The organism is Chthonobacter albigriseus (genome assembly GCF_013839445.1).
In the GTDB taxonomy this organism is placed as follows: Bacteria; Pseudomonadota; Alphaproteobacteria; order Rhizobiales; family Pleomorphomonadaceae; genus Chthonobacter; species Chthonobacter albigriseus.
Window position 1 is genome coordinate 255,108 of record NZ_JACDIT010000001.1, and the last position, 14,735, is coordinate 269,842.

General features: G+C 67.8%; 14 protein-coding genes. 11 read left to right on the top strand and 3 right to left on the bottom strand.

Features of this window, described 5'->3' with window-relative positions:
* Window positions 1-4 precede the first annotated feature (4 nt).
* The 3 genes from groL (at window position 5) to HZ321_RS01200 (ending at window position 3,106) form a co-directional block, all read left to right on the top strand.
* Window positions 5-1,639 (top strand): chaperonin GroEL, encoded by a 1,635-nt coding sequence (gene groL, locus HZ321_RS01190; protein ID WP_181699396.1) that lies wholly within the window; start codon window positions 5-7, stop codon window positions 1,637-1,639.
* A gap of 141 nt (window positions 1,640-1,780) precedes the next feature.
* The gene (locus HZ321_RS01195; protein ID WP_206682711.1) at window positions 1,781-2,122 is read left to right on the top strand and encodes an ArsR/SmtB family transcription factor; all 342 of its coding nucleotides are present in this window, start codon (window positions 1,781-1,783) and stop codon (window positions 2,120-2,122) included.
* 108 nt (window positions 2,123-2,230) lie between these two features.
* Window positions 2,231-3,106: an SRPBCC family protein gene (locus tag HZ321_RS01200; protein ID WP_181699400.1), complete on the top strand. Its 876-nt coding sequence runs from the start codon at window positions 2,231-2,233 to the stop codon at window positions 3,104-3,106.
* A 145-nt stretch (window positions 3,107-3,251) separates the two neighbouring features.
* Here HZ321_RS01200 and HZ321_RS01205 read toward each other — a convergent pair whose 3' ends face one another.
* On the bottom strand, window positions 3,252-4,592 hold the full coding sequence (locus tag HZ321_RS01205) for a globin-coupled sensor protein (protein ID WP_181699401.1): 1,341 nt from the start codon (window positions 4,590-4,592) through the stop codon (window positions 3,252-3,254).
* A gap of 547 nt (window positions 4,593-5,139) precedes the next feature.
* Here HZ321_RS01205 and HZ321_RS01210 point away from each other — a divergent pair.
* From HZ321_RS01210 to hisG, 6 genes are all read left to right on the top strand, one after another.
* A complete protein-coding gene (locus HZ321_RS01210) occupies window positions 5,140-5,937 on the top strand; it encodes a hypothetical protein (protein WP_181699403.1) in 798 nt (265 codons plus the stop codon).
* 111 nt (window positions 5,938-6,048) lie between these two features.
* On the top strand, window positions 6,049-6,513 hold the full coding sequence (locus HZ321_RS01215; RefSeq protein ID WP_425305378.1) for a DoxX family protein: 465 nt from the start codon (window positions 6,049-6,051) through the stop codon (window positions 6,511-6,513).
* Between the two features lie 247 nt (window positions 6,514-6,760).
* Window positions 6,761-7,219: a DUF427 domain-containing protein gene (locus HZ321_RS01220; RefSeq protein ID WP_181699406.1), complete on the top strand. Its 459-nt coding sequence runs from the start codon at window positions 6,761-6,763 to the stop codon at window positions 7,217-7,219.
* A gap of 111 nt (window positions 7,220-7,330) precedes the next feature.
* Entirely contained in the window at window positions 7,331-8,818 is a 1,488-nt protein-coding gene (gene hisS, locus HZ321_RS01225) for a histidine--tRNA ligase (protein ID WP_181699408.1), read from the top strand.
* Between the two features lie 220 nt (window positions 8,819-9,038).
* Window positions 9,039-10,151: an ATP phosphoribosyltransferase regulatory subunit gene (locus HZ321_RS01230; protein ID WP_181699409.1), complete on the top strand. Its 1,113-nt coding sequence runs from the start codon at window positions 9,039-9,041 to the stop codon at window positions 10,149-10,151.
* The gene (gene hisG / locus HZ321_RS01235) at window positions 10,148-11,158 is read left to right on the top strand and encodes an ATP phosphoribosyltransferase (protein WP_181699411.1); all 1,011 of its coding nucleotides are present in this window, start codon (window positions 10,148-10,150) and stop codon (window positions 11,156-11,158) included. Before HZ321_RS01230 ends, hisG begins: the two co-directional genes overlap by 4 nt.
* 238 nt (window positions 11,159-11,396) lie before the next feature.
* On the opposite strand, the gene HZ321_RS01240 is transcribed toward hisG, so the two are convergent.
* Together HZ321_RS01240 and HZ321_RS01245 are read right to left on the bottom strand one after the other, a co-directional pair.
* On the bottom strand, window positions 11,397-12,026 hold the full coding sequence (locus tag HZ321_RS01240) for a DNA-3-methyladenine glycosylase I (RefSeq protein ID WP_181699413.1): 630 nt from the start codon (window positions 12,024-12,026) through the stop codon (window positions 11,397-11,399).
* Between the two features lie 134 nt (window positions 12,027-12,160).
* Window positions 12,161-12,880, bottom strand: a complete 720-nt coding sequence (locus tag HZ321_RS01245; RefSeq protein ID WP_181699415.1) for a protein phosphatase CheZ — start codon at window positions 12,878-12,880, stop codon at window positions 12,161-12,163.
* A 182-nt stretch (window positions 12,881-13,062) separates the two neighbouring features.
* Here HZ321_RS01245 and HZ321_RS01250 point away from each other — a divergent pair, with 182 nt between their 5' ends.
* Window positions 13,063-13,815, top strand: a complete 753-nt coding sequence (locus HZ321_RS01250; protein ID WP_181699418.1) for a DUF2927 domain-containing protein — start codon at window positions 13,063-13,065, stop codon at window positions 13,813-13,815.
* A 155-nt stretch (window positions 13,816-13,970) separates the two neighbouring features.
* Window positions 13,971-14,669 carry a L,D-transpeptidase gene (locus HZ321_RS01255; protein WP_181699420.1) on the top strand — a complete coding sequence of 233 codons (699 nt, stop codon included), beginning with the start codon at window positions 13,971-13,973 and terminating at the stop codon, window positions 14,667-14,669.
* The last annotated feature ends 66 nt before the right edge of the window (window positions 14,670-14,735 follow it).

Genomic DNA, 14,735 nt, shown 5'->3' on the forward strand with positions numbered 1-14,735 from the left:
TGACATGGCTGCCAAGGAAGTGAAATTTGCTGGCGACGCACGCGAGAAGATGCTGCGCGGCGTCGACATCCTCGCCAACGCCGTCAAGGTGACGCTCGGCCCGAAGGGTCGCAACGTGGTCATCGAGAAGTCGTTCGGCGCTCCGCGGATCACCAAGGACGGCGTTTCCGTCGCCAAGGAGATCGAGCTGGAGGACAAGTTCGAGAACATGGGCGCCCAGATGGTGCGCGAAGTGGCCTCGAAGACCAACGACATCGCCGGTGACGGCACCACCACCGCCACGGTGCTGGCCCAGTCGATCGTCAAGGAAGGCGCCAAGGCGGTTGCCGCCGGCATGAACCCGATGGACCTGAAGCGCGGCATCGATCTCGCCGTCGCCGCCGCCATCGAGGACCTGAAGGCCCGCTCCAAGAAGATCTCCACCTCGGCCGAAGTCGCCCAGGTCGGCACGATCTCGGCGAACGGCGACCGCATCGTCGGCGAGAAGATCGCCGAGGCGATGCAGAAGGTCGGCAACGAGGGCGTGATCACCGTCGAGGAGTCCAAGGCGCTCGAGTTCGAGCTCGAGACCGTCGAGGGCATGCAGTTCGACCGCGGCTACCTCTCCCCCTACTTCGTGACGAACGCGGAGAAGATGGTCGCCGAGCTGGAAGACCCCTTCATCCTCATCCACGAGAAGAAGCTGTCCAACCTGCAGGCGATGCTCCCGGTCCTGGAAGCCGTCGTGCAGTCGCAGCGTCCGCTCGTCATCGTCGCCGAGGACGTCGAGGGCGAGGCTCTGGCCACGCTCGTCGTCAACAAGCTGCGTGGCGGCCTCAAGGTCGCGGCCGTCAAGGCCCCGGGCTTCGGCGATCGCCGCAAGGCCATGCTGGAAGACATCGCCATCCTCACCGGCGGTCAGGTCATCTCCGAAGACCTCGGCATCAAGCTTGAGAACGTGACCCTGCAGATGCTGGGCCGCGCCAAGAAGGTGCAGATCACCAAGGAGAACACCACGATCGTCGACGGCGCCGGCTCCTCGGACGAGATCCAGGGCCGCGTCGCGCAGATCAAGGCGCAGATCGAGGAGACCACCTCGGACTACGACCGCGAGAAGCTGCAGGAGCGTCTGGCCAAGCTCGCCGGCGGCGTCGCGGTGATCCGCGTCGGCGGCGCGACCGAGGTCGAGGTGAAGGAGCGCAAGGATCGCGTCGACGACGCCCTGAACGCCACCCGCGCCGCGGTCGAGGAAGGCATCGTCCCGGGCGGCGGCACCGCCCTGCTGCGCGCCAAGAAGGCCGTCGAGAAGCTGACGTCCGACAACCCGGACATCAAGGCCGGCATCAAGATCGTCCTGCGCGCTCTTGAATCCCCGATCCGCCAGATCGCCGAGAACTCCGGCGTGGAAGGCTCGATCGTGGTCGGCAAGGTCCAGGAGCTGGGTGACACCTTCGGCTTCGACGCCCAGAACGAGACCTACGTCGACATGATCGCCGCCGGCATCATCGACCCGACCAAGGTCGTCCGCACGGCGCTCCAGGACGCGGCTTCGGTCGCCGGCCTGCTCGTCACCACCGAGGCGATGATCGCCGAGCTGCCCAAGGACAAGCCCTCGATGCCCCCGATGGGCGGCGGCGGCATGGGCGGCATGGACTTCTAAGACGTCCATCACGTCTCTTGCGAACGCGAAGCGGGTCCCGAAAGGGGCCCGCTTTTTTCATGGTCGGCCGAACAGGCGGAATAGTTAGCTGGTTGACAAACTAACGCTTCCCAACCCGCTCCCACCATGATAGTTAGACACATGGCTAAGCATGACTTCGATCTTTCCCTCGTCTTCCACGCGCTGGCAGATCCGACCCGGCGGGCGATCCTGACGCGGCTCTCCGCCGGGCCGGCTCCTGTCAAGGCGCTCGCCGAGCCCACCGGGCTGAGCCTGCCGACGGTGATGCGGCACCTTTCCGTGCTGGAGGAGGCGGGCCTGATCGCCACCGCCAAGGACGGGCGGGTGCGCACCTGCGCGCTCGTGCCGGAAGCGCTGGCCCTGCCGCGAACGTGGCTCGACGAGCAGCGTGCCCTCTGGGAAGCCCGGCTGGACCGGTTCGAAGACCATGTGATGACCTTGATGCGGGACCGCGAGACCTGAGGCGGGGGCTGCAGCCGCACCTCCCGGTGCGGATGGCGGGCAAGGAGGGGCGTCCCCGACGGGGCGCGGGGGCGAAGACAGCAACAGTGGTGCAAGGGGTTTGACACGATGATCAGCCGTTTTTCGACCTTGACCTTCGAGCGCACCGTGGCGGCGCCGGTTTCGGTGCTGTGGCAGGCCTGGACGGCTCCGGCCGCACGGGCGGTCTGGGCGGCGCCCACGGACACGGTCACCGTGGAATTCCTGGAGGCGGACACGTCCGTCGGGGGGCGGGAGGTTTCCCTCTGCAAGGTGGAGGGGCAACCCGACATCCGCTGCGAGATCGGCTGGCTCGATCTCGAGCGCGGCGCCCGCAGCGTGAACTACGAGGTCATCTCGTCGGAAGGCGGGACGCAGTCCGCCGCGCTCGTCACCGCCGAGTTCGCCGCGGCGGAGGGCGGCAGCCGCGTGGTCGCGACGGTGCAGATCGCCTCGCTCGCCGAGGACATGGAAGCGGGTTACCGCGAGGGCTTCGGCGCCGGCATGGACAATCTCGTGGAAACGGCGGCGCGCACCATGGTCCTGCAGCGCGTGATCCGCGCACCGCGGACGCTGGTGTGGGACGCCTGGGTGAATGCGGAGACGCTGCCGCAGTGGTGGGGGCCGGACGGGTTCTCGTGCCGCACGCAGCGGATCGACCTGCGGTCCGGCGGCGAATGGGTGTTCGACATGATCGCGCCGGACGGCACGGTCTACCCGAACCACCACCGCTACGCCGAAGTCCGCCCGCGCGACCGGCTCGCCTACACCCTCCTTTGGGGCGAGAACGGCCCCAAGCACGCCGACGCCTGGGCCTCCTTCGAGGACCAGGACGGCGCCACCCTCGTCACCCTCGGCATGGTGTTCACCACCGCTGCGGAGTTCCAGGACGCCAAGGGTTTCGGCGCAGAGGCGCTCGGCCTGCAGACACTGGGCAAGCTGGCGCGGTTCATCGGAGCGGAGTGACGACGGGTGCGGGGTGGTGAATGAGACCGGAAGGGCCCGGCGCTTCGGCCTGCCGGGCACTGGACGACCCGGTCCGCTCAGTCGCCCGCCTGCTCCGCCGGGAGGATCGGCCGCACAAGGACCTCGTACGGCCGCCTCGACGCGGTCAGGCCGCCCGCACGGATGTCAGGAAACGCCCCACCTCGGCCTTCAGCACCTCGGCCTGCCTCGTCAGGCCTTCCGAGGAGGACAGCACTCCGCGCGACGCGTCGGCGGTGGACGATGCGGCTTTCGACACCCCGGCGATGTTGCCGGACACCTCGGCGGTGCCGGCGGAGGCCTGGCTGACGTTCACCGCGATCTCTCGTGTCGCGGCGCCCTGCTGTTCGACGGCCGAGGCGATCGCCGCTGAGATGCCGTTGAGCTGCCCGATCACGCCGCTGATCTCGGTGACCGACGAGACCGCCTTGTCGGTCGCACCCTGGATCTCGCCGATCTGGGCCGAAATGGTCTGCGTGGCCTTGGCCGTCTGATCGGCGAGCTGCTTCACCTCGGCGGCGACGACGGCGAATCCACGGCCCGCCTCACCGGCACGCGCGGCCTCGATCGTCGCGTTGAGCGCGAGGAGGTTCGTCTGGGCCGCGATGGTGCTGATGAGTTCGACCACCTCGCCGATCTTCTGGGCGGATGCCGAGAGATCGCGGATCTGGGCCGCCGCGCGGTCAGCGTCGCCGACGGCGCGACGGGCGACATCGGAGGCCTCGTGCACCTGGCGGCCGATCTCGGTGATCGAGGACGTCAGTTCCTCCGCAGCCGAGGCCACGGTCTGCACGTTGGCGGATGCCTGTTCGGAGGCGGCGGCGACGGCGGACGACTGGGCCAAGGCCTGTTCGGATGCCGCCGACACGGACTGCGCGGTCAGCCGCAGTTCGCCCGAAGCGGTCCCGACCTGCTCCACGACGCCGCCGATCGCCGTCTCGAATCCCGAGGCGATTCCCTCGAGCAGGTGGGCACGCTCGGCACTGGAGGCGATCGCATAGGCCTCCATCAACACCTCGATGTCGAACCAGGCCGCCTTTCGCAGTGCGCCGAGCGTCAGGTCGTGGGATCGCACGGCATCCGAATTCAGGCCGAAACGAGACCGGGGCCGCATCGCCTCGAGCTTAGCCGTCGCCACATCGAGGACTGCATGGTGGCAAAGGACGACGGCGTGCGCCGGGATCTTCTGCTCCACGAAGGACGCAGCGAAGCGGAGCGCACTCACCGTGAAGTCTGTGCCGTAGTTCCCGGTCGCCGCCATCATCCAATGGTCGCGACGCGCCTTGTGCATGGAGGGTTCGGCCAACGCGCGCTCGATATCCGGCCACCTCGAAAAGTGGGTTCGGCTCTCCACGAGAATGGCTTCCAGCCCGTTCTCCAGAACGGGCTTCAGCGCCCGAAGGCAAGCGATGTCGGCTTCGGAGATCTTGAACGCCGTGAGTTGGCGCGACACGTCGAGATTGGACAAAGTACACCTCTGGCTATATTTCCGACGCCTGGATCGACATCAAATATTCATCGACACTTGTACTAGACGGATATTCAACACCGCCGAGACACTGCGTGTTTTTAGGTTCTTTTGATTTTATATGCAATTCACATGCGGGCATAATGAGCATCAAAAGAATGAATTATGCTTCTCAGTGACTGGGATGTGAAACCAGTCCCGACAAATACGTAAGATCATAACCGTCCGTTCACTTCGTGCCGCCACACCGGAAGCCCGGTCGAACCCCAGCGCGGCTTCAGTTGTCCGCCCTCTCTTCCCTCGAGCAGAGTGAAGGGGCCGGGACGGCGGTCCGAGAAGCCGAGACGGCGTTTTGCAGGGCGCGTGCTGCGGGCTTAATGACGGATTTCCGCGGAATGTCCGCCGGACTCCCGAAGCCCCTAAGCACTTCTGCAACACCCGCCGCATTTCCTCCCCTCCCCCTCTCCCTGCCCTTGACGCACTCCCTTCCGCCGGATTGATTCGGCTTCATCTTTCATTAACCATTTTCCTCCCGGCGGAGGCTTCATTGCACAGTGTTATGTATTCCGCGTTCGTCGCGGCGATCGCTCTTCTGTCATCGCAGCCGGCCGTAGCAGGCTCCTACGAGCCGCCTTATGTGTTCCAGGAAAGCCTGACCCCGACCCGCGATCTCCGGGAGACCGTGGCGCTGCTTTCGGCGGCGGTGGCGGCGCGGAATGCTGAGGTGATCGCAGAGCACCTGCCCCGCGGGATCGTGGCGGTGTCGTCGACGCTGGCGCTCGACGTGCCGCGGCTTGCCGAGGTGGTGACGCTGCCGGCGGAGCCGAGGACGCGGGTGCGGTCGCTGTCGGCGCTGGTCGGCGGCGGCATGGACCTCGCCACGGTCGACAACAGCGCCACGCCGCAGCTGATGGACGACGTCGCCTACCGCTTCCTGGCCGAGGCGCTGTCGCCGCCCTTCGCCTGGGGTGTCGATCCGCTGGTGCCGGATGCGATCTGCACGTCGGCCGCCTACCAGTTCGATCCCTATGCCGTCACCGGCGCGGCGTCGGGCGTGCCCGGGGTCTCCACCTCGGAGATGGTGACGGTGGCGCTGCCCACCCCGCTCACCACAGCGCCGCGGGCCGACGGAAAGGACGCCGGCACGGCGGAGGCCGGACGGCTCTATTTCGTCGACACCGGCGCCGATGCTGCTGAAGGGTGGATGGCGATCCGCACGCCGCGCGGCCGCCGCGCCTTCCTGCCGGCGGAAGACGCGCTGTCGCCCTACGCGTCAGGGCTTTGCTTCCGGGAGGCGGAGAATACCTGGCTGATCATCGGCGTGGTCGGAACGGCCGGCCCTTGATCGCTGTTCATCAGGAATGAACGATGTGTTGCGAAGGTGCTCTCTATATTGAGTGACGTTGGACAGTTAGAAGTCGTCCTAAGGGTTTCGCCGGATGGCAGGCCCGCCCACATACCCCCTCCCCTCGGGGGTCCGGTACCGGAGACGACTTCCATGGCCCAGCTCACCGCTCCCGCGCTTCTCGCCGCGCGCGTCCTTCTCTCCTTCATGTTCATCCTCAGCGGCATCCAGAAGATCACCGGCTATGCCGGCACGGTCGGCTACATGGAGGCGATGGGCGTCCCCGGTGTCCTGTTGCCGCTCGCGATCCTCACCGAAGTCGTCGGCGGCATCGCCGTGCTGGTGGGCTGGCAGACCCGCATCGCGGCTTTCCTGCTCGCCGGCTTCAGCGTCGTCGCGGGCTACCTGTTCCACTACGCCGCGATCGGCGGACAGGACGCGATGGCCGACATGATGCAGCAGATCATGTTCTTCAAGAACCTCGCCATCGCCGGCGGCTTCCTGGCCCTGGTCGGCGTCGGCGCCGGCGCCTGGTCGCTCGACGCGCGCTCCGGCCGCGAGCTCGCCACCGCCTGAGGCGATCGCTCCGACAGTTCATGAAGAAGCCGCGGGGAAACCCGCGGCTTTTTCGTGCCGGGCGGGGTCCGGCCGGGAGTTCGAACGGCTCGTCAACGCCCGGCCGCCGTTTGTGGCCGCTTCGGTAAATCCCCGTTCAGCCTGTTTCTGCCGTACTGTTGATTATCAGACAAGAAACGGTGAGGGTGTCGATAAGTATGGCGGATGCGGCATCCGCAGTTCGAGCAAGCCTTGAGGACGGGTCGAGATGGGTCTCCTGCCGACTGAAGACGTCAACGATTTCCCGCCCTTTCCCGAACTTCAGCGCGTGCCCTGGCCGGTGGTGGTGTCGCACGGCGGGCGTCGGATCGCCGGCAGCGTCAACGCTTGGCGGCTGATCGAGCGCGGGCAAACGCCGATCGTGTTCATTCCGGCCGACGACGTGGACTGCACCGCCGTGCTGCCGTCGAACCAGGTGGGGCTCGGCGACGACCTCGGCATGATCGTCTACCACGACGTGATCGTCGGCCGGGCGCTCACCCGCAACGCGGCGTGGAGCTACGTCACCCCGCCGCCGGATCTGGCCGAGATCGCAGGGCACTACGCCTTCTCGCCGCAACTGCTCGACACCTGCACGGTGGCGGGCATTCCCGCCGCGAAGGCGGCCGCGCCACAGCCGGGCGGCTGGACGACGCCGAACCTGATGGGCGTGCTGGAAGACGCCTGATCGGCCGGCGCGCCGGCGGTCCGCGCCGCCTTGCCCTTTGACCTGCCATCGTCTACGAAATCCGCGCGTTCGCCCGCCGTTCCAGGGCGCTTCACCAGAGCACGGATTGACATGTCGGACCTTTTGAACGCGCGCTTGCCGCGCGGCTTCGTCGACCGCACCGCCGCCGACATCAAGGCGGCGAACCGCATGCTGGAGACGATCCGACACGTCTACGAGCTCTACGGCTTCGAGCCCGTGGAGACGCCGCTGATCGAGTACACCGACGCGCTCGGCAAGTTCCTGCCGGATCAGGACCGGCCCAACGAGGGCGTGTTCTCGTTCCAGGACGACGACGAGCAATGGCTGAGCCTGCGCTACGACCTCACCGCGCCGCTTGCCCGCTACTTCGCCGAGAACCACGAGCGGCTGCCGAAGCCCTACCGGAGCTACCGCGCCGGCTACGTCTTCCGCAACGAGAAGCCCGGCCCGGGTCGGTTTCGCCAGTTCATGCAGTTCGACGCCGACACCGTCGGCGCGCCTTCGGTCGCTGCCGACGCGGAGATCTGCATGATGGCAGCCGACACCATGGAGGCGCTCGGGATCAAGCGCGGCGACTACGTGATCCGGGTGAACAACCGCAAGGTTCTCGACGGCGTGATGGAGGCGATCGGGATCGGTGGGCCCGAGCACGCCGGCACCCGGCTGACGGTGCTACGCGCGATCGACAAGCTCGACAAGATCGGCGTCGACGGCGTTCGGGACCTCTTGGGCGCCGGGCGCTGGGAGAACCCGGAAGAGAAGAGCGGCGACTACACCAAGGGCGCGGGGCTGCAGCCGGCGCATTCCGACATCGTGCTCGCCTTCGTGGCGTCCGGCGGCGCTTCGACAGCCGCCACCCTGGAAACGTTGCGCCGGCTGATCGCCTCCAGTCCGTGCGGTGTGGAGGGCGTCGACGAACTCGCGACGATCGGCGATCTGATCGATGCCGCCGGCTACTCCGATCGCGTGAAGATCGACCCCTCTGTCGTCCGCGGCCTGGAGTACTACACCGGCCCCGTGTTCGAGGCCGAGCTCACCTTCCAGGTCACCGACCCCGACACCGGCAAGCCGGTGCGCTTTGGCTCGGTCGGCGGCGGCGGGCGCTATGACGGGCTGGTCGGGCGCTTCCTGAAGGATCCCGTCCCGGCGACCGGCTTCTCGATCGGCGTGTCGCGGCTGATGGCGGCGCTGAAGACACTCGGCGCCGTCGGGGCGGAAACGCCTCCCGGGCCGGTGGTCGTGCTCGTGATGGACAAGGATCCGGCCGCGCTCGCCGACTACCAGAAGATGGTGGCCGAGCTCCGGGCGGCGCAGATCCCGGCGGAGATGTACCTCGGCGCGTCCGGCATGAAGGCGCAGATGAAATACGCCGACCGGCGCAACGCGCCCTGCGCGATCATCGTCGGTTCCGACGAGCGGGCGAAGCGCGAGGTGCAGATCAAGGACCTCGCGCTGGGCAAGCAGCTTGCGCTCGGCATCACCGACAACGCGCAGTGGCGCGCCGAGCGCCCCGCCCAGCAGACGGTCGCCCGCAGCGCGTTGGTCGAGGCGGTTCGTGCCGTCCTGGGAGTTGCCTGATGACGCGCGGCCCGGACACCGCAGGGGATTTCTCGCGCCCCCTCCCCGTCATGGTCCGCGAAGGCGGACCACCCACGCATTTTTCCTTCCCGCGCTTCGACGCATTGTTGCCAACGTCCCGTATCACGCAGCGCAAATGCGTGGGTGGTCCGCCTTCGCGGACCATGACGGCGGGGATGATGCCGAGGCGTTTGCTCCCCTCGCTCGCGGAGGCGATGCCATGAACGCGGCGCTCGTCTCTGTCGCCGAGGTGTTCCGCGCGGCCGGCTTCCAGCCGGTCGATGTGCCGGTGCTCTTGCCGATGGAGGATTTCGTGCGGATCTCCGGCGAGGAGTTCCGGCGCCACATCTTCATCACCGCCGATTCGCGCGGCGCGGAGTTCTGCCTCCGGCCGGAGTTCACGATCCCGGTCTGCCGGCAGAAGCTCGCGGTCGATCCGGCCGGCGGGCGCTACAGCTATTCCGGCCGGGTGTTCCGCAACGGGCTCCCGGGCGAGCCGGGCGAGGTCTGGCAGGTCGGCGGCGAGATCATCGGCGCACACGATCCGGTCGAGGCCGACGTGGAGGCGTTGACGCTCGCGCTCTCCGTGTCGCGTACGCTCGGCCTCGGGGCAGCCGACGTGATGATCGGCGACGTGCGCCTGTTCACCAGCCTGCTCACCGCGCTCGCCGTGCCGCCGGCCTGGAAGCGGCGGCTCACCACGCTGTTCGGCGAAACGGACCGGGTGATCGAAACGCTTGACCACATGACCGAGCGGCGGGCCGGATTCAGCCACTTCGCTGCCCATGGCGACATCGTGCAGGCGCTGTCCAGGTTCCCGTCGGACCGGGTCGGCGAGCTCTTCGCCGACATCCTCTCCATCGCCGGAATCCAGACCGTTGGCGGCCGCTCCACGGCGGAGATCGCCGAGCGCGTGCTGGAACAGGCGACGCTCGCCGGCGACGTGGTCCCGGAGGCGCATGTGAAGGCGATCCGCGATCTCCTCGCCATCGAGGCGCCGCTCGACGAGGCGGTCGGCGAGCTCGACGCGCTGTCGCTGGCGCTCGACCGCCCCGCCCCGTTCGAGACGGCGGTGCGCGCCTTCGAAGCACGGGCCAAGGAGATCGCCGGGGCCGTGGAGGCGATCCCGATGTTCTCGGCCCGGTTCGACCGCAAGCTCGGCTACTACGACGGCTTCGTCTTCGACGTGTTCGATCCGGCCCGGCCCGATGTCGGCCAGGTCTGCGGCGGCGGCCGCTACGACGGGCTGCTCGCCGGCTTCGGCGGCGCGCCGTCGCTGAAGGCCGTCGGCTTCGCCGTCTGGACCGAGCGTTTCGAGGAGATCCGGGCATGAGCGAGCCGCTGATCGTCGCCGTTCCCTCCAAGGGCCGGCTCCAGGAGCAGACGCTCGCCTTCTTCGAACGCTCCGCCCTGTCGGTGCGGCAGGCGCGCGGGGCGCGCGACTATTTCGGCAGCATCGACGGACTGCCGGGGGCTTCCGTCCAGTTCCGTTCGGCGTCCGAGATCGCGCGCGAGGTCGGCGCGGGCGCGGTCCACCTTGCCGTGACGGGAGTCGACCTGCTGCACGAGACGCTCGGCGCCAGCGCCGGCGAAATCCGCCCGGTGGACGCCGGCAGCCTCGACGCGGTCGCGCCCGACCCGGCGCACATCGTCACGCGGCTCGGCTTCGGCGGCGCCAACGTGGTGGTCGCCGTGCCGCAGGCCTGGCTCGACGTCTCCACCATGGCGGATCTCGCCGACGTCGCCGCGCGTTTCCGCCTGAAGCACCACCGGCCGATGCGGGTCGCCACCAAGTATGTCGCGCTCACCCGCCGCTTCCTCACCGGGCACGGGGTGCATGACTACCTGATCGTGGAGAGCCCGGGAGCCACGGAGGGCGCGCCGGCGGCGGGAACGGCGGAACTCATCGTCGACATCACCTCCACCGGTCGCACGCTGACGGAGAACGGTCTCAAGATCGTCGACGACGGTGTCATCATGCGCTCGGAGGCGGCCCTCGTGGCCTCGCTGTCGGCTGACTGGTCGCCGCTTGCGCGGGAGACCGCGCGGACGATGCTGACCCGGATTGCAGCCGATGCGCGGGCCCGGTCGGTCCGGCGCATCGAGGCCGCCATTCCCGACGCCGCGCGGCTTGCCGCCGAAGTCGGCGCGCGCTTCGGGGCTACCGCTCCGTTCGGCGCCGGCGGGGACCGGCTGACGCTGATCGCGCCTGCCAAGGCCACGCAGGCGATCGCCGCGCATCTGCTGGCGGCCGGCGCCAGCGCCATCACGGTTCAGTCGGTTGAGTATGTCTTCGAGGCGGAGAACCCGCTCTACGACGCGCTTGCCCGGCGGATCTGAAAACGGTCCGGCACGGCAGAAAAAAGAGAAGGCCGCGGTCCCGGGGGGAGACCGACGGCCTTCATTTGCGACGAGGCCGGATCGGGGTACCGGCGTAGGTCGCTTGGTGGAATGCTTGCTTCAGGTCATTCAGGGATCGGGGGCCCGTAGCCTGAAGCAATTTCCACTGCTCTCTACGGGGTCGTTACCGGTCCGGATCACTAGACAAGATTCTTTTTCTGGATTTTTTTTGCGCCGATCATCGCGGGCGCGCAAAAGCGGCCCGATCCCGCTCGACCACGTCGCGGAAGGCGCATCCCTCCAGGTGGTCGTTGACGAGGCCCATCGCCTGCATGAAGGAGTAGATCGTGGTCGGGCCCACGAAGCTCCAGCCGCGCTTGCGCAGATCCTTCGACAGCGCCACCGATTCCGGCGAGGTGGACATGCCCTTCGCAGCGGCGAAGTCGATCCTTGCGGGCCGGGTTGAGGGGTCCGGCTCGAAGCGCCAGAGATAGGCTGCCAGTGAACCGACCTCGTCGCGCAAGGCCCTCGCCCGGCGGGCGTTGTTGATCACGGACCGGATCTTGCCGCTATGGCGGACGATGCCGGCGTCGGCCATGAGGCGCTCCACATCGGCGTCCTCGAAGGCGGCCACGGCCTCCATGTCGAAGCCGGCGAAGGCGCGGCGGAAGTTGTCCCGCTTGCGCAGGATGGTGATCCAAGCAAGGCCCGACTGGAAGCCCTCCAGACAGAGCTTTTCGAACAGCCTGGTGTCGTCGGCGACCGGGCGGCCCCACTCGCGGTCGTGGTAGTCCAGGTAGAGCGGATCGGCGCCCGGCCACCAGCACCGCGCGATCCCGTCCGCCCCTTCGATGATGCCGTCCGGCATGTGCACCCCTCGGTGTTTTTGTTTTGTTCTAGTGCGAACCGGGCGCGGACGCAAGGCATGACGGCGGCGATCGGAGGATCGTCCGCTCGCCATGTCGATGGGAGATTCTCGCAAATGCGCTGCGGCGTCCGCCGTCAGGCGAACAGGGCGTCGATGTCGTCCTGCGAGGCGACACCCGCCGCATCCGGAAGCGCGGGGCCGTTGAGCAGGGCCGCGTCGCCGACGCGGGTCAGCGATTCGTCGGCCTCGATGGTGTCGAACGTCGACATACCGCCCCAGATCTCCATCATCCGCATCACGCGGTCCTCGATGAAGCGGAGCACGTTGACGACCTTGTTGATGCGCTGGCCGGTCAGGTCCTGGAAATTGCACGCCTCGAAGATCATCAGGATCTTTTCCTGGATGTCGGAGGCGAGCGCGTTGTCCTCGCCCTTCAGGCGCGCCGACAGGGTGGAGGCCGCATCGTCGATGCTCTCCGCGGCGGCCAGGATCTGGTCGGTCGCGCTTTCCGTGCCGCCGACCACCGCGTCCAGTTCGTCGGTGACGCGGGACATTTCCGCGCCCTTGAAGCCGGAGACATGCAGCGTGGCGATCTCGCGCTTGGTGCGAAGGATGGCTTCCTGGATCTCGTCCAGTTCCTTCTTGAGCTTCATCGCCTCCGCCATCTGGTGGCGGTAGTCGTCGATGATTTCGCGGCTCACCTCCTTGGTGGGCTGCACGAGCTTCTTCAATTCCACGATTTCACGGAGGATCTCGGCGGAGCGATCGCCTTGCGGACCACCGGCGGTGGAACCCGCCCCGTTCGCATTGGCCAGAATCGTCTCGATACGAAAAGCCTTACGGCCGACGCCCATGTCGCAACCCTCTATCAGCAAGTCTCCCGAACCTACAAGACAAGCGTTAACAACGGGTTTGGCGCTGTATTCCCCGCTCACATACGGTTTTGTTAATGTCTGGTTGACCTCCGTACACGACCCGGTAAAGTCCTCGTGAAGAGGCGACGTGTCGCTTCCGGCGTCGCTCTGGGAGGAACGGCATGGGGTTTGGATTGGGATCGCGGAGGATTTCCCCCTCCACCAGGACCGCTCGGCTGCTGCCCGCCCTCGCCGTCCTCGCGCTCGGCCTCTCGTCCGTCGCGGCCCAGGCCGGGTCCGCCCTATCCCGGTTCGCCGACGAGGATCTCGCCCGCGGCTTCCTGTCCACCGTGTTCGGGTCGGAGCTTTCCAGCGCGGGCGGGCACATCGTCAAGAAATTCGACGGGCCGATCCGCTTCGAGGTGGTGAACCGGTCGGTGCTCGACAACAGCCACGACGTGACGCGCTTCATCCGCAAGCTGCCGCGCATGGTCGGCGGTATCGACGCGCGGCTCGCCGCGCCCGGCGAGCAGGCGAACTTCAAGGTCGTGGTCGTCGATCCCGGCTCCTATGTGCAGCAGGTGCGCGCCGAGGGCGTGTTCGGAGGCTTCCAACCGGTCCAGGGCCGGTGCGGGGTCAAAGTCAGCTTCACGCGCGGGGCGATTCGCCAGGCGACGGCGGTGGTGGTGGCCGGCGATGCGTTCCAGCGCTGCGTCGTGGAAGAGATCCTGCAGGGGCTCGGTCCCATCAACGACGATCCCCGACTGGCCCACAGCGTCTTCAACGACCGCAGCCGCCACCGCAAGCTCATGCCTTTCGACCGGGCGATCGTGGCGATGCTCTACGATCCGCGGGTCGAACACGGCATGACGAAAGCCGAGGCGATGGCCCTGATGCCGGACCTCATCGCCCGGGCGCGCCAGGTGGTGCGGTAGGGCTTTCCTAACCATAACGGAATTCACCGGTCGTTCACGACGTCCGACAGGATTCGATTCACCATTCGGTCGCCTCTCGGCAGGCAGTGTGGCGGCACGACGGCGGTCTCAGGCCGGTCCGTCCGACCCACATCGCGTAACCCGAGTTCGACCCCATGAGACACATCCTCCTCGCCGTTCTCACGGCGGCCGTGGTCACGGCGGCGCCCGCCGCCGCGCAGAGCGGCCGCTACGTCACGCCGCCGCCACTGGTCCTGTCGCCCAACCTGACGGACCCCTGGGTCATGCAGCTCGCCCCGGGCCGCAGCGAGACCATCTACGAGCCACCCGCCGTGCGCGAGCAGGTCCGCCTCAAGGTGCCGAACCCGGCGGATACGGCCAAGGCCGCGCCGTCCCGCACGCGGGAGATCGATCCGGAGTTCCTGCCCACGGTCGTCGACTACGACGGCGGCGAGCCGGCCGGCACCGTGGTGATCGACACCAACACCCGCCACCTCTATCTCGTGGAAGCCGGCGGCACAGCGCGGCGCTACGGCGTCGGCGTCGGCCGGCCGGGATTCGAGTGGGCGGGCGAGCACCGCGTCAGCCGCAAGGCGGAGTGGCCGGACTGGCATCCGCCGGCGGAGATGCGCCAGCGCCAGCCGGACCTGCCGGTGATGATGGTCGGTGGCCCGAAGAACCCGCTCGGCGCCCGCGCGCTCTATCTCGGCTCGTCACTCTACCGGATCCACGGCACATCGGAGCCCTGGACGATCGGCCACGCCGTCTCGTCGGGCTGCATCCGCATGCGCAACGAGGATGTGACCGACCTCTACGAGCGGGTTCCCGTCGGCGCGCGCGTCATCGTCCGCTGAACGGCCGTTTCGGCCAGCTGTCCGGGAAAAATGTGCGGCTCCTGCGGGAGCCGCCCGTAGCCTGGC

What these genes read in the sequence shown, in the direction of transcription:
- HZ321_RS01230 (WP_181699409.1), top strand. Translation starts at nt 9,039, where the DNA reads ATGAACGCGGCGCTCGTCTCTGTCGCCGAGGTGTTCCGCGCGGCCGGC.
- HZ321_RS01245 (WP_181699415.1), bottom strand. Translation starts at nt 12,880, where the DNA reads ATGGGCGTCGGCCGTAAGGCTTTTCGTATCGAGACGATTCTGGCCAAT.
- HZ321_RS01195 (WP_206682711.1), top strand. Translation starts at nt 1,781, where the DNA reads ATGGCTAAGCATGACTTCGATCTTTCCCTCGTCTTCCACGCGCTGGCA.
- HZ321_RS01200 (WP_181699400.1), top strand. Translation starts at nt 2,231, where the DNA reads ATGATCAGCCGTTTTTCGACCTTGACCTTCGAGCGCACCGTGGCGGCG.
- hisS (WP_181699408.1), top strand. Translation starts at nt 7,331, where the DNA reads ATGTCGGACCTTTTGAACGCGCGCTTGCCGCGCGGCTTCGTCGACCGC.
- HZ321_RS01240 (WP_181699413.1), bottom strand. Translation starts at nt 12,026, where the DNA reads ATGCCGGACGGCATCATCGAAGGGGCGGACGGGATCGCGCGGTGCTGG.
- HZ321_RS01220 (WP_181699406.1), top strand. Translation starts at nt 6,761, where the DNA reads ATGGGTCTCCTGCCGACTGAAGACGTCAACGATTTCCCGCCCTTTCCC.
- groL (WP_181699396.1), top strand. Translation starts at nt 5, where the DNA reads ATGGCTGCCAAGGAAGTGAAATTTGCTGGCGACGCACGCGAGAAGATG.
- HZ321_RS01255 (WP_181699420.1), top strand. Translation starts at nt 13,971, where the DNA reads ATGAGACACATCCTCCTCGCCGTTCTCACGGCGGCCGTGGTCACGGCG.
- hisG (WP_181699411.1), top strand. Translation starts at nt 10,148, where the DNA reads ATGAGCGAGCCGCTGATCGTCGCCGTTCCCTCCAAGGGCCGGCTCCAG.
- HZ321_RS01250 (WP_181699418.1), top strand. Translation starts at nt 13,063, where the DNA reads ATGGGGTTTGGATTGGGATCGCGGAGGATTTCCCCCTCCACCAGGACC.